The organism is Sphingomonas melonis (assembly GCF_013409985.1).
Classification (GTDB): Bacteria; Pseudomonadota; Alphaproteobacteria; order Sphingomonadales; family Sphingomonadaceae; genus Sphingomonas; species Sphingomonas melonis_A.
Genome location: NZ_JACCBY010000004.1, coordinates 319,255 through 332,916, shown reverse-complemented (window position 1 = coordinate 332,916; position 13,662 = coordinate 319,255). Strand labels below are relative to the sequence as shown.

Annotated in this window: 13 protein-coding genes; 7 read left to right on the top strand and 6 right to left on the bottom strand. The window is 68.3% G+C overall.

Annotated elements, in window-relative coordinates; all coding sequences use genetic code 11:
• Positions 1-5 precede the first annotated feature (5 nt).
• Both HD841_RS14935 and HD841_RS14930 read right to left on the bottom strand, forming a co-directional pair.
• Positions 6-953 carry a sensor histidine kinase gene (locus HD841_RS14935; protein WP_373563045.1) on the bottom strand — a complete coding sequence of 316 codons (948 nt, stop codon included), beginning with the start codon at positions 951-953 and terminating at the stop codon, positions 6-8.
• A 166-nt stretch (positions 954-1,119) separates the two neighbouring features.
• Positions 1,120-3,630, bottom strand: a complete 2,511-nt coding sequence (locus tag HD841_RS14930; RefSeq protein WP_179509665.1) for a hybrid sensor histidine kinase/response regulator — start codon at positions 3,628-3,630, stop codon at positions 1,120-1,122.
• Between the two features lie 146 nt (positions 3,631-3,776).
• On the opposite strand from HD841_RS14930, the gene HD841_RS14925 reads away from it, so the two are divergent.
• Positions 3,777-4,145, top strand: coding sequence for a response regulator (locus tag HD841_RS14925; RefSeq protein ID WP_179509664.1), 369 nt, complete (start codon positions 3,777-3,779; stop codon positions 4,143-4,145).
• Between the two features lie 23 nt (positions 4,146-4,168).
• Here the strand turns inward: HD841_RS14925 and HD841_RS14920 are convergent, their stop codons facing one another.
• Positions 4,169-4,894 (bottom strand): SDR family oxidoreductase, encoded by a 726-nt coding sequence (locus HD841_RS14920; RefSeq protein WP_179509663.1) that lies wholly within the window; start codon positions 4,892-4,894, stop codon positions 4,169-4,171.
• 150 nt (positions 4,895-5,044) lie between these two features.
• On the opposite strand from HD841_RS14920, the gene HD841_RS14915 reads away from it, so the two are divergent.
• On the top strand, positions 5,045-5,941 hold the full coding sequence (locus HD841_RS14915; RefSeq protein WP_179509662.1) for an AraC family transcriptional regulator: 897 nt from the start codon (positions 5,045-5,047) through the stop codon (positions 5,939-5,941).
• Here the strand turns inward: HD841_RS14915 and HD841_RS14910 are convergent.
• The gene (locus HD841_RS14910; protein ID WP_179509661.1) at positions 5,938-6,834 is read right to left on the bottom strand and encodes a LysR family transcriptional regulator; all 897 of its coding nucleotides are present in this window, start codon (positions 6,832-6,834) and stop codon (positions 5,938-5,940) included. The genes HD841_RS14915 and HD841_RS14910 overlap by 4 nt on opposite strands.
• Before the next feature lie 91 nt (positions 6,835-6,925).
• On the opposite strand from HD841_RS14910, the gene HD841_RS14905 reads away from it, so the two are divergent.
• The gene (locus HD841_RS14905; protein ID WP_179509660.1) at positions 6,926-7,786 is read left to right on the top strand and encodes an aldo/keto reductase family oxidoreductase; all 861 of its coding nucleotides are present in this window, start codon (positions 6,926-6,928) and stop codon (positions 7,784-7,786) included.
• Between the two features lie 35 nt (positions 7,787-7,821).
• Here HD841_RS14905 and HD841_RS14900 read toward each other — a convergent pair whose 3' ends face one another.
• Together HD841_RS14900 and HD841_RS14895 are read right to left on the bottom strand one after the other, a co-directional pair.
• On the bottom strand, positions 7,822-9,663 hold the full coding sequence (locus HD841_RS14900; RefSeq protein WP_179509659.1) for a M61 family metallopeptidase: 1,842 nt from the start codon (positions 9,661-9,663) through the stop codon (positions 7,822-7,824).
• Positions 9,660-9,821 (bottom strand): hypothetical protein, encoded by a 162-nt coding sequence (locus HD841_RS14895; RefSeq protein WP_179509658.1) that lies wholly within the window; start codon positions 9,819-9,821, stop codon positions 9,660-9,662. The genes HD841_RS14900 and HD841_RS14895 overlap by 4 nt, the downstream gene beginning before the upstream one ends.
• 322 nt (positions 9,822-10,143) lie before the next feature.
• Here HD841_RS14895 and HD841_RS14890 point away from each other — a divergent pair, with 322 nt between their 5' ends.
• The 4 genes from HD841_RS14890 to HD841_RS14875 all read left to right on the top strand — a co-directional run bounded on the left by HD841_RS14890 (position 10,144) and on the right by HD841_RS14875 (position 13,659).
• Positions 10,144-10,647 (top strand): YciE/YciF ferroxidase family protein, encoded by a 504-nt coding sequence (locus HD841_RS14890; RefSeq protein ID WP_179509657.1) that lies wholly within the window; start codon positions 10,144-10,146, stop codon positions 10,645-10,647.
• A 180-nt stretch (positions 10,648-10,827) separates the two neighbouring features.
• Complete coding sequence (locus HD841_RS14885) at positions 10,828-11,196, top strand: phosphonate transporter (RefSeq protein WP_373563034.1); 369 nt, start codon at positions 10,828-10,830, stop codon at positions 11,194-11,196.
• 10 nt (positions 11,197-11,206) lie between these two features.
• Positions 11,207-12,496 (top strand): sensor domain-containing diguanylate cyclase, encoded by a 1,290-nt coding sequence (locus HD841_RS14880; RefSeq protein WP_179509656.1) that lies wholly within the window; start codon positions 11,207-11,209, stop codon positions 12,494-12,496.
• Positions 12,493-13,659: an AMP-binding protein gene (locus HD841_RS14875; protein ID WP_179509655.1), complete on the top strand. Its 1,167-nt coding sequence runs from the start codon at positions 12,493-12,495 to the stop codon at positions 13,657-13,659. Before HD841_RS14880 ends, HD841_RS14875 begins: the two co-directional genes overlap by 4 nt.
• Positions 13,660-13,662: the final 3 nt, after the last annotated feature.

Below are 13,662 nucleotides of genomic sequence, written 5' to 3'. Positions count from 1 at the left end.
GCGTGTCAGGACGCCAGCCGGTCCCGGCGCATCCGCAGGGTGACGATCAGCCCGCCCTGGGACCAGTCATACCCGATCGATCCGCCCAGCTGACCCGTCACGCTGCGCCGGACGAGCTTGCTGCCGAAACCCTCCGAGCCCTTCTCCGGTGGTGAGACAGGCGGCCCGCCCCGTTCCAGCCATGTCAGCACAATATCGGCGCCATCGGGGGCACTCGACAGGTCGAGCGTGCCGGTCGGAACCGACAGCGCGCCATATTTCATCGAATTGGTCGCGAGTTCGTGGATCACCAGCGCCAGGCCGGTCGCCGCGGCCTCGCCCACTCCCATGCGTTCGACGGCGACGCGGATTCGCCCCTTGAACGCCCCCATATCGTCATAGGGCGCGAGGAGCACCGACAGCAGGTCGCCGAGCAGCGCCGCGTCGCCCTGCCCGTTCGGCAGCGGCCGGACCAGATCGTGCGCACGGCCCAGTGCCGACAGCCGCTCGGTCAGTTCGTGCGCCATCTCCTGCGTGCTCGCCGCCGCCTGCGAGGTGATCGCGGTCAGGCCCGCCGCAATCGTGAGGAGGTTCTTGACGCGATGGCTCATCTCGCCGGCGAGCAGCTCGCTGCCCTCCTCGGCAAGCTTGCGACCCGTCACGTCGAGGAAGATGCCGAACATCGTCCGCCCGACGATCCCGACATCCGCCCCCTGCCCGCGGGTCGAGATCCAGCGAACGTCGTCGCCGACCATGATGCGGAAATCGGTCTCGTAGGGCCCGAGCACGGCGCGCGTCGCGGCAAAGGCGGACCGCACGCGGTCGCGATCGGCGGGGTGGATATGGGCGGACAACGCGTCGAACGTCACCGTGTCGCGCCACGGCAGGCCCCATAGTTCAAAGCCGCGCTCGTCCATCGTGAACTGGTCGTTGTCGACGTTCCAGGCCCATAAGGCGACGCCGGCCGCGGTCACGGCCAATCGCAGGTGCTCGGGTTGCCAGGCATAGGCACGCGACGTTTCAGGGGGCAAGCCGCGTGTCCTCGTATGACGGAAGCGCCGGTCATACAGGAACGAAGGCGCGGTGCCTAATCCACGTCCCTGCCGCGCCCGTGCAGGAGATATCCGTCGTCGCGCGCGATCAGGCCGCATCCTGCATCGTATCGACCACCGTGCGTATGATCCGCTTCTCGCTGCCGACGGCCGCCGTCTCCAGCTGCTCCTCGAGCTCCGCCGCGCGGACGCCCAGCTCCGTCTGTCCGAACATGGCGGCGGAGCCGGCGAGCTTGTGCAGCAGCCCAGCGAGCTGCTTCACCTGCGCGTCGCCGACCTGCTCGTCGGCCGCGAGCCGCTCGGCGAACGCGATCAGCTCCGCCTTTCGTTCGTCGAAGCGTGCTTGCAGCGCCGGGCTGATCTTGAACGCCGGTGCGACGATGACGCGGGGCCCCGCCGAGCGGGTCCATTTCTGGATGGCGCGGCCGAGGATCGTCAGGTCGAGCGGCTTGGCGAGATGATCCTGCATCCCGGCGTCGAGGCAGGCGGCGACATCGTCGGCATAGGCGTTCGCCGTCAGGGCCACGATCGGCAGCCGATCGGCGTCGATCCCGGCGGCGCGTATCGCCCGCGCGGCCTCCAGTCCGTCCATGACCGGCATCTGCACGTCCATCAGCAGCAGGTCGAACGCCTGGTCGGCGGCGGTCGCCGCCTGCACGGCCTGCACGCCGTCTTCGACGATGACGCAGTCATGGCCGAGGCGCGACAGCATCGCCTGCATCAAGACCTGATTGACGTCGTGATCCTCGGCCAGGAGGATGCGCAGCGGGCGCTGGCCCGTCGCCTCGGCGGCGGCAAAGCCGGGCCTGACCCCGCCCGATTGCGCCGGCAGCAGCGGCAGGCGCAGCGTGAACGTCGTACCGATCCCCTCCTGGCTGGTGAGTTCCAGGCTGCCGCTCATCAGCGCGGCAAGCTGCTTGCTGATCGCCAGCCCGAGGCCGGTCCCGCCGAAGCGCTTCGCGGTGGAGTGTTCCGCCTGGGTGAATTGCTCGAAGACCGCTGTCTGGCGATGCGCGGGGATGCCGATGCCGGTATCCTCCACCGCGACCTCGAACATCGCGCGGCCGGCGAACTCGACGACGGACGCGCGCAGGCACACGCCGCCCGCCGGGGTGAACTTGACCGCATTGGCGAGCAGGTTGAGCGTCACCTGGCGCAGCCGCAGGCCGTCGAGAAGGATGAAGGTCGGCAACGCCTCGTCGATCTGGACGTCGAGCCACAGATCCTTGCGGAAGGCGGCGGGCTGCACGAGCTTGATACAATTGTGCAGGGCGTGGCGCAGATCGATCGGCTCGGGCGAGATCTGCATCTGCCCGGCCTCGATCTTGGACAGGTCGAGGATGTCGTTCAGCAGGCGCATCATCGCCTTGGCCGAATCGACGATCAGCTGCGCCTGATGGCGCTGCTCGGCCGACACGTCACTGTTGAGGAGGAGGTCGGCAAAGCCGAGCACGCCGTTCATCGGCGTCCGGATCTCGTGGCTCATGTTGGCGAGGAAGCTCGACTTGGCGCGCACCGCCGCCTCCGCCCGCTCGCGCGCCGCCTCCAGCTCGGCTTCGAGACGCTTGCGCTCGGTGACGTCGCGCAGCGAGGTGATGATCTCGCGCGGTTCGCCGGTCGCGGTGTCGCGGACGAGGCCCGAATGCGCCTCGATCCACAGATCGTGCCCCGGCGTGTCGATCCGCTTGGCGCGATAGGCGCGCACGCCGCGATCGACCGCGCCGGTCACCAGCGAGCTGTGGAAGGCCTGCATCTCGGATCGATCGTCGGGGTGAACCGACGCCCCCAGCCGCTGTCCGACGAGCTGGCTCGCCGCGACGCCGAACAGATGTTCGATCGACGGCGAGGCATAGATGCAGCGCCCTGTCAGGTCGATGCGCAGCACCGCGTCGGTCGCATTCTCGGCAAGCAGCGCGAGTTCGGACTCGGCGGTCTCGCGGCGCAGGATGTCCGCCTCGAGATGCTCGTTGGCGATGCGCAGCGCCTGCATCCGCCGCCAGCGATCCAGGTAGACGAGATAGGCGAGCAGAAGGATGAGGATACCGCTGCCGATCAGGCCCGCCTGCGTCGGTTCGCGAAAATCCTCCGCCTGTTTGAGCCGCACCGTCAACAGCCGCCGCTCCTCGGCGGTGATCCGCTCGATCAGGTCGATCAACGCGGCGGTCGCGCGATGACTCTCGGCGCTGGCCATGATCGCGCTGGCCTGCGCGGCATCGCCGCGTTCGGTCAACGCGATCGTCGTGCCGATGTCGCGCAGCCTGGCATCGGCGAGCTGTGCGAACGCCTCGACCCGCGCATGCTGCCGGGGATTGTCCTCGGTCGACTGGCGCAGCGTCGCGAGCAGCCGCGGGACCTCGTAGGCGATACGGTCGAGCGGGTCGCGGGCCTGCCGGTCGCCCAGCACGAAGGCGCGGCGATACACCTCCGCGCGCAACAGATCGACCCGCACGCTGGAGAGATGCTCCTTGACGTTGAACGTATGGCGAACCCACGCATCCGCCTTCTGCTTCTGATCGACCAGCCACAGCCCCGATCCGGCGCAGCAGATCAACAAGATCATCCCCGCGACAAGCGCCAGCTGTGACCTGATCTTATCCATGTCGATCGCCTCTCCCACCCGGCGCGCCCTACCGGCACAGTGGTTAAGACCTTGTTGAACCATTATAATTAGACGCAGCCAAGCGGCCCGGAGGCGACAAGCCGTCGCCGCGTACCCGTTACCGAACCCGCAAGGCGAGACTGTTTATGGCCCGGATCATCATCGCAGACGACGACGAGATCGTCGGCGAAATCGCCCGCGACGCGCTCATTTCCGCGGGCCATGGCGCCGGGCTGGTCCTCGACGGCGGCGAGGCGCTGAAGATCATCAAGGCACGGCGACCCGATCTGGTGATCCTGGACTGCAACATGCCGGGCCTCGCCGGCGTGCTGTTGGTGCAGGAATTGCGCAAGAGTCCTGCCTTCGCCGACCTGCCGGTCATGATGCTGACCGGCCGCCAGGGTCAGCGCGACGAGGAACTGGCACGCTTCGCCGGCGCCAACGATTATATGAAGAAGCCGTTCGACCCCGACGAGCTCGTCTTCCGGGTCGAACAGCTTCTCGCCAAGAAATAGGCCGCAGCCGGCGCCCGCGGCGATTACATGTCCGCGGCGGTCGGGCGGACGATGACCTCGTTGATGTCGACGCCGTCCGGCTGTTCGAGCGCGTAGCGGACGGCACGGGCGATCGCGTCCGGCGTCAGGGACTTGCGCCGCCAGTCGGTCAGCGCCGCGGCGATCGCCGGGTCGGTGATGTCGTTGCCCAGTTCGGTGGCGACGACGCCGGGCGAGATCAACGTCGAGCGGATCTCGTCATGTTCCTGGCGCAGGCCTTCCGTGATCGCGCGCACCGCATGCTTGGTGCCGCAATAGACGGCGGCGGACGGCAGCACGATATGCGCCGCCACCGAGGCGACGTTGACGACATGGCCGTTCCGCTGTGCGACGAAGCGCGGCAGCACCGCGGCGATGCCGTTGAGCACGCCATGGATGTTCACGTCGATCATCCGCTTCCACTCGTCGCGCTTGCCCGCGGCGAGCGGCGACAGCGGCATGACGCCGGCATTGTTCACCAGCACGTCGACCCGCCCGAACCGCGCCTCCGCAGCGTCGACGAACGCGTCGAAATCGGCGCCGTCGGTGACGTCGAGTGTGCGCCAGGCGACCGCCTCGCCCAGTTCGTCCGCAAGCGCCGCCAGCCGGTCGCTGCGCCGCGCGCCGATGAACAGCCGGGCACCCGCTGCCGCCAGTTCGCGCGTGGTCGCTTCGCCGATGCCGCTCGAGGCTCCGGTAATCAGCACGACCTTGTCGATGTTCCGCGTCATGATGCGTCCTTTCCGTTGCAATGTGACGCGGTCCAGATGGCGCGACGGGGGGGGCTAGCGGTAGAGCGATCGCCCGAACGCCTTGCACGATCCTCCAGAACAGCGGGTTGCGGCTTGCCGGATCGCGCGGACGGGCCGATCAGCGCGTCCATGGACAAGATCGCCGAACTTGCGGCCATCATCGACCGGCACGTCGACGAACCGGGCCTTTGCGCCACGGTGATGCCGCGACTGTCGCTGATCCGCGCCGACCAGCCAAGCACGCCCACGCCGGCGGTCTATGAAGCCTCGCTTTGCCTGATCGCCCAGGGATCAAAGCGGGTGTCGATCGGCGACCACAGCGTCGTCTACGACGCCGCGCATTACCTGCTCGTCTCGGTCGACCTGCCGCTGGTCGGCCACGTCATCGACGCGAGCCCGGACCGGCCGTATCTCTGCTGCAAGATCGATCTCGATCCGGAGATGCTCGCCGATCTGATGGTGGCCGAGGGCGGTCCGCCGCCGCGCACCGACCTGCCCATCCTGGGCGTCTACCCCAGCGATCCGGATCTGATCGACGCCACCTGCCGGCTGGTCCGGCTGCTCGACCGGCCCGAAGCGATCGCCGCGCTCGCGCCCTTGATCGAGCGCGAGATCCTGTATCGGCTGCTGACCGGTCCACACGGCCCGACGCTGCGCCACGTCGCCACTGTCGGCAGCCACCTCAACCAGGTGAGCCGCGCCATCGCCGCGATACGCCGCCGCTTCGATGCCCGCATCCGGATCGAGGAGGTCGCTGCGGAGGCGGGCATGAGCGCATCCTCGCTCCACGCGCATTTCAAGGCGATCACCCGCATGACGCCGCTGGCGTATCAGAAGCAATTGCGCTTGCAGGAGGCGCGTCGCCTGATGCTGGTCGGCGGTGTCAACGCCAGCGCGGCGGGCTTTGCCGTCGGCTATGACAGCCCGTCGCAGTTCAGCCGCGAATATCGCCGCCTGTTCGGCGCGCCGCCGCGGCAGGACATCGAGCGGCTGCACGCCGTGCCCGCTGCCGGCGTCGCGCTTTAGGCGCTGATGAAGTCGAGAAACGCGCGCAACGGCCGCGGCACGAGGCGGCGACCCGAATAATAGAGGAAGGGGCCCGAGAACGAGGGCCACCAGTCCGGCAGCACCGGTTCCAGTGCCCCGCTGTCCAGCCACGGCCGCAGCCAATCCTCGAACAGGTAGAGGATGCCGCTGCCCGCAAGGCCGAGGTCGACCAGCAGGTCGGCCGCGCCCGCGACGCTGGCGATCAGCGGTCCCTGCGGCTCGATCCGCACGGTCTCGCCATCGCGCTCGAACTCCCACGGGCTCACCAGCGCCCCGCTGGTAAAGCGCCCGCGCAGGCAGGCATGGTGCAGCAGGTCGCGCGGGTGGCTCGGGCGACCGTGGACGTCGAGATAGCCGCGGCTCGCGCTCGCGGCGAAGCGCTGGACGCGCGGACCGATCGGCACCGCGATCATATCCTGCTCCAGCCGCTCGTCGTAGCGGATGCCCGCATCGCAGCCGCTTGCGACCATGTCGACGAAGCCGTCCTCGGCGACGATCTCGACCTGAATGTCGGGATAGGCCGCCAGGAAGCCGGGCAGGATCGCGGGCAGCACCAGCCTGGCCGCGCTGACCGGCACGTTGAGCCGCAAGGTGCCCGCCGGCCGGTCGCGGAAGACGTTCACGACGTCGAGCGCGGCCTCCACCTCGCCGAGCGCCGGGGCGAGACGCTCGATCAGCCGCAGGCCCGCCTCGGTCGGCGTGACGCTGCGCGTGGTGCGATGGAGCAGCCGCACGCCCAATTGTGCCTCCAGCCGCCGCACGGCCTCGCTCAGCGTCGAGGCGCTGGATCCCATCGTGCGGGCGGCATCGCGAAACCCGCGCGCCGAGGCGACCGCAAGGAAGGCGTTGAGGTCGGAAAGGTCAGCCTTCATCGTTCGGAATTCCGCACAGCCCGTCCCGATATCTCCGGCTTATCGCGATGATCCGCAAGCCATATCTGCATGTCGAACACAGGAGACGGACATGATCGACACGGCAGGAACCTACCCCCTCGGCGGCCGCAATGTCAGGCGGCTGGGCTATGGCGCGATGCAGCTTGCCGGCCCCGGCGTCTTCGGGCCGCCGCGCGACCATCAGGAGGCGCTCGCGGTGCTGCGTGCGGCCGTGGACGCCGGCGTGAACCATATCGACACCAGCGATTTCTACGGCCCGCATATCACCAACCGCCTGATCCGCGAGGCGCTGTCCCCCTATCCCGACGATCTTCTGATCGTGACCAAGATCGGTGCGCGGCGCGGTGAGGACGCATCCTGGCTGCCGGCCCTCGCGCCCGCGGAACTCACGCGCGCTGTCGAGAACAATCTGCGCAACCTCGGGCTGGACGTGCTCGACGTCGTCAACCTGCGCCTGATGTTCGACATCCACGGGCCGGCGGAAGGATCGCTGGCTGCGCCGCTGCACGCGCTGGCCGACCTCCAGCGACAAGGGAAGGTCCGGCACATCGGGCTCAGCAACGTGACGCCCACCCAGTTCGAGGAGGCGCGCGGCATCGCCGAGATCGTCTGCGTCCAGAACCAGTACAATCTTGCGCACCGCGGCGACGATGCCTTCATCGATGCGCTTGCCGTGGCCGGGGTCGCCTATACCCCCTTCTTCCCGCTCGGCGGGTTCAGCCCGCTGCAATCATCCGCCTTGTCGGCGGTGGCGGCGCGACTTGGCGCGACGCCGTTACAGGTCGCGCTCGCCTGGCTGTTGCAGCGTTCGCCCAACATCCTGCTGATCCCGGGGACGTCGTCTGTGGCACATCTGCACGAGAACCTCGCCGCAGCATCGCTGACGCTGCCGGACGACGCCGTCGCAACGCTCGACGCCATTGCCGGATGACGCGGCGGGCGGCGTCCGTCGCCGCCCCTCGCAGCCTAGAGCGCAGCCAAGATAGCGTCGAGGCGTCGCATCTCGCCCTTGATCGGGGCGAGATGCGGAAAGCGCAGGCCCCCGGGGGCCATGACCTCGACGGTGCGCATCGCCTGTGCCTTGGCCGTGAGCAACGACACCGCGCCGCCTGCTCGCACCGCCCGTCGGAGCGTCTCGGGCGAAAACCTGCGGCCGTTGACGGCGCGGATTTCGGTGCCGATCGTCATCTCGGCCATGAAGGCAGGCCCGTCCCACAGCACGTCGGTGACCTTCCCTGCCGGCGTCACGGTCAGACCGAGCGTGTGGGTCAGGTCGATCTGGCCAAAGACCGCCTCGTAGGAGCGCTGGAAGTCGCTGGGTTCGTCGCGGAAGACGAGGCGGTAGCCGCCGCGCTCGATACCCGCGAGCGGCGCGCGGTCATGCGTCTGCGTCAGCTGATCCGAAAAATATCCCTCCCAGTCGAACGCGGCAACGCCCTGCAACGTCGCGATGACCTCGTCATGATCGTAGGTCCGCGTCGTCCAGTCGCCGTCGTCCGCCGCAAAGAAAGCGCGGGCGAAATCATCGAGCGAGCGCGCCTCGCCGGTCAGCTCGCGCAGCCGCGTATCGACATCCAGCCACATCAGCGATCCCTCGGCGTAATAATCCTCGCTGCGTTGCCAACTGGTCCAGGGCAGCGGCGCACGCGCAGCGATGATCGGGTCGCGCGTCGTGTCGATCATCGGCCGCCAGCGGCTGCCGGGCCTGATGTCGTAGCGTGCCGCGGTCTGCGCCAGCGCACCGAGCGCCTGATCTGCGGTCCACATCCCTGATCGCGCGCTGAGCACCTGACTCCAATATTGGGTCTGACCTTCGTACACCCACATCAAGCTGTTGCGGATCGGCCGTTCGAAACACGGTTGCCACGAATCGGCGCCGCGGCGGTGCTTGCCGTTCCAGCTATGGACGAACTCATGCGGCACGGTGTCGCGGCGCGCGAAGGTCGCGTCCCAGTCACTGAAATAGTCAGCGATGCTGACCGCCTCGAACGAGCGATGATGCTCGATTCCCGCACTCGTCATCGTGTCGCTGAGCGCGAGCAGCATCTCGAACCGATCATAGGGGCGCGAGCGGAACAGCCGGCTCGCCTGTTCGACGACGCGGCGGTGGACCGCGATCTGCGCCGGAGTCGCGCCGAGTTGATGTGGCTGATCGGCGGCCATCGTGAGGTGGACGTGATCGTCGAGCGCCTCGCGATGAAAGTGCCGCCCGGCGAGGAGAGGGGAATCGACCAGCACGTCGACCGTCGTCTGTTCGAAGTGGATGACGCCCTCCGCGCTACCCACCGTGGCCAGCGCGCAGGCCTGCTGCCAGCCGTCGGGCAGTACGATGCTTGCTGCTACCGGGATCTGTCGGGCGAAGTGGCCGGCTGGATAGAGCAACACCGTGTTCCACGGCAGACAGAGCATCTCGGGCGTGCACAGGACACGCCCCTGCGTGGCGTCGGTCGGCGACAGGAACTGGAATTCCGCCTCGACGGCGTCGGTGCCATCGGGCACGTCGATGTAGAATGCGTTGATCGTCGATGGATGGCGTCGCCAGGTCAGGTCCAGGTCGCCGACATGAACGCGCAGCCCCGCGAACAGCTCGATCGGCGCCTGCGGCGCGTGGAAGCCCGGCAGCCACTTCGGATAGAGCAGGATGAGTTCGCCCGGCCCGGCGACCGGGATGGTCTCACGAACGCGAAAGATGCCGCGGCGAACGTCGGTGGCATCGACGCGCAGCCGCAGCGTGCCGTCATACGGCGTGTCCGCAGGTTCGGGGATGCCCGCCGGCTCGGGCAAGGGTTGCGGCGGCAGGTGGCTCACGACATCGCGATCAGGGCGTCGGCGCAGTAGATGCGCGCGACAGGCGCACCGCCTTCGTCCATCAGATCGACGCGGCCCTTCAAATCGACCGTCCGCCGATCCGCGCTGCGCAGCAGGCTATGCAGTTCCCGATTCGCCATCGCGAGCGCGAAGGACACATTGGGCGCCTCCACATCCCGACGCTGCAGCCGCCGTCCCGAACGATCAATAAAGTCTAACGAGTACAAGCACATACACGATCAATCGCCGTGCGGATTGCGAGTTCCGCGGATTGATGATGATCAGCATGTTTGCCGGCAGGCGCCCGTACCGCCGAGAGCCGATCGGCCGCCTCGACGCAATCGGCCAGGGGGCATCAGTCGGCGCGGGCGCAAGGATTGTAGAAGCTTGATCAACATCTTAGCCGGGGAACCCCAGGACATCCCGCACGCTGAGCCCCCGAAGCGCGAGCGCCAGGCTCGGGCAGCGAGGAGCCTCCCCATGTCGACCCCGGAAGATCTGAACGACGTCTATGTCGACGAGCTGAAGGACCTGTGGTCCGCGAACGACCAGATGCTCAAGGTGCTCAAGAAGATCACGACCAAGGCGTCGGACCCGCAGCTCAAGGAGATGCTGTCCAAGTCGCACGAGGGCATCACGGCGCATACCGCCGTGCTGAAGGAGCTGATCGCCGGACAGGACGAGAAGGTCTCGAAGGAGCATTGCAAGGGCATGGAAGGGCTCGTCGCGGAAGCGACCAAGCACGTGCTGGAGGAAGGTCCTGAGAAGGGGCCCGTGCTCGACGTCATCATCATCGCGCAATATCAGCGGATGACGCATTACGGCATCGCTGGCTTCGGTACCGCCGCGGCCTATGCCAAGGCGCTCGGCCTCAAGGACGACAATAAGAAGCTCCGCGACGCCACGAAGGAGATCTACGGCGGCGACGAATATATGACCAAGCTCGCCGAAAGCACGGTCAACCTGCAGGCCGAGGACGCCTGACCTCCCGGCCGCGCTCCGCTTGTGCCGCCGACCGGCGCGCAGGCGGAGCGCGGCCCCCGCTCTCGACCCGCCGGCTATGCGGGAGCGCAAAACAGCTGACCCCGGCCACCAAACAATTTCAGCCTTAGCAGATGCTTAAGGCTAATCGGCGATACCGGCGGCAAACCGGAGTGACTGATCGTGTCGATTGAACAACCCAGCTTCGAAACGGTCGCCTTGCGCGAGCTCGAGGCGATGCGTGTCGAACAGCGAGATGCCCTGCCCTTCGGCGTCGTCGGCCTGGGGCACGACACGATCGTGCAGACCTACAATGCGACCGAGGCGCGTCTGTCGGGGCTCGATCCCTCGACGGTGGTGGGGGTGCCCTTCTTCGATGCCGTCGCGCAATGCATGAACAACTTCCTGGTCGCGCAGCGCTTCGAGGACGAGGCGCAGATCGACGACATCGTGCCCTATGTCCTGACCCTGCGGATGCGGCCCACCAAGGTGCGGCTGCGGCTGCTGGCGGAGCCGGACGCGCTCCGCCGCTATATCCTCATCGAACGCTGAGCGCGCGGCGGTGAGCGCGAAGTCGAGCGAGGAGCAGCTCCTCGAATTCCTCTACGCCTGCCCGGTGGGGCTGATCGAATGCGATCTGGTCGGCGAGATCGCGCTGATGAACCCGCATGCGATGCAGCACCTGCTGCCGCTCGCCGGGACCCGCGATGCCGGCAATCTGTTTTCGGCGCTGGAACAGCATGCCCCCGAGCTGCGCAGCCTCGCCGCGGCCTATGCGCCCGCCACCGGGCGGATCTGCGACGGCCACCGCATCTTCGTCGATCTGGGTCCGGGGCGCCGCACCCAGGCGCCCAAGGTCCTCGCCTGCACGATGGTCAAGCTGGGCGCCGACCGCCTGATGGTGACGCTGTCCGACATCAGCCAGCAGGTCGTGCAGGAGGATCGCCTCCGCCAAGCCGATGCGTGGTTCGCGACCCTGCTCGACGGCGCCACCGAATATGCGGCGCTCGGCATCACCGCGGATGGCGTGGTCACCTCCGTCAATGGCTGCTTCACCCGCCAGACCGGCTATGATCATGCCGTCGTGCTGGGCCAGAACCTTGCGGAGGTGCTCGACACCGACGCCTCGGGCGGCGACCTGCGGCTGGACGAACAGGTCGAGATCGCCGGCCGGGATGGATGGCATCTCCAGGAGGGCTGGCAGCGGCGCGCGGATGGGACCCGCTATTGGTGCCAGCGTCTCGTCGTCGCGCGGTCGGAGGGCGACACGCCGCCGCCGTCGGGCTTCTCGGTCGTGCTGCGCGATGTGCCGCGCCGCGACGCCGCGGCGGAGGATTTGCGCCGCCTGCTGACCTGCGATCACCTGACCGGCGCATCGAACCGGCGGCATTTCAGCCAGGTCATGGAACGCGAGCAGGCGCACTGGCTGGAGCTGCGCCATGCGCTGTCGCTGATCGTCCTCGACCTCGATCATTTCAAGGCGGTCAACGACACGCATGGTCATCCGACCGGCGACGTCCTGCTGCGCCGCGTGTCGGAGGCCTGTGCGGCGCTGCTGCCCCCGCGCGGCATCTTCGCGCGGCTCGGCGGCGAGGAATTCGGCGTCCTGCTGCCGCGCTACGATTACCAGCAGGCCTTCCGCCTCGCCGAGGAGATGCGGGCGGTGATCGCCGGCCTTAGCATCGAAACCCCGCGCGGTCCGCTGCGCGCGACGGCCAGCCTCGGCTGCGCCACGCTGGACGAAGCGGGCGGGTCGATCGACGCGCTGATCGCTTTGGCCGACGAGCGCCTCTACGCGGCAAAGCGCGGTGGCCGGAACCAGGTCTACCACCCGCAATCCCACGCCGCATGACCCCGCCCCTGCCGCGGACCGCGGTGCATCGGATCGCATGCGCCATCGTGGCGGCGGAGGTGCGCCGCTTGCGCGCGTCCGGTCAGCCGGCGCCGCGGACTGACGACTGGCCGGATGCCCTGCCGATCGGCGAGCAGGGACTGGGGCTGGATTCGCTCGAACAGCTCGGTGCACTGGGCGCGCTGGCGGAGACGTTCGGGCTCGACGACGCCGCACTGCCCGAGGAATCGCCGCAGTCGGTCGGCGACTGGATCGACTGGATCATGCACCGGCACGGATCGGAGGGTGGCACCCTCACCGTGATGACCTCCGGCTCGACGGGACGCCCGCTGCCCTGCAGCCATGGGTCGGCAGAGCTCATGGCGGAGGCGCAGGTGCTCGCCACGCACGTGCCCGGACGCCGCCGCGTCGTCGCTTTGGTGCCGGCGCATCATCTCTACGGCATCATCTGGACGGCGCTGCTGCCGGCGGTGCTCGACATAGCCGTCGTCGCGCGCACGATCGGCAGGCCGCTCGATCTCACCGCCGGCGATCTGGTCGTCGCCGTGCCCGAGCAATGGGCGGCCCTGCGCCGGCTTACCCGCATCATGCCGCCGGACGTGATCGGGATCAGCTCGGCCGGCCCGCTGGACGACGCCCTCGTTGCGGATTTGCTGGCGTCCGGCCTGTCGCGGCTGCTCGACATCTACGGATCGTCGGAGACGAGCGGGATCGCCATTCGCACCTGCCCCGCGACCCATTACGAGCTGCTGCCACGATGGCATCTGGTGCCGCATGGCGAGTCGGACTGGCAGCTCGGCGACGCGCATGGCGCATGCCGGGATCTGCCCGATCATGTCGAGCGCATCGGCGCGCGCAGCCTCCGCCCGATCGGCCGGCGCGACGGTGCCGTACAGGTCGGCGGCCACAAGGTCTGGCCCGCGCGGGTGGCCGACCTCCTGCAGGCCGTCGAGGGCGTCGCCGAGGCAGCGGTGCGGCTCGGCCCGGACGGCCGGCTGAAGGCGTTCATCGTGCCCGACGGCAGCGGCGATCCCGCCGCGCTCGCCGCCCGCATCGAACGCGCCGCGGCCGATCGCCTGTCCGCGCCCGAACGGCCCAGGAGCCTGCGCTTCGGCACCGCCCTGCCTCGCAACATGATGGGCAAGCTGCAGGACTGGGCGTGATGC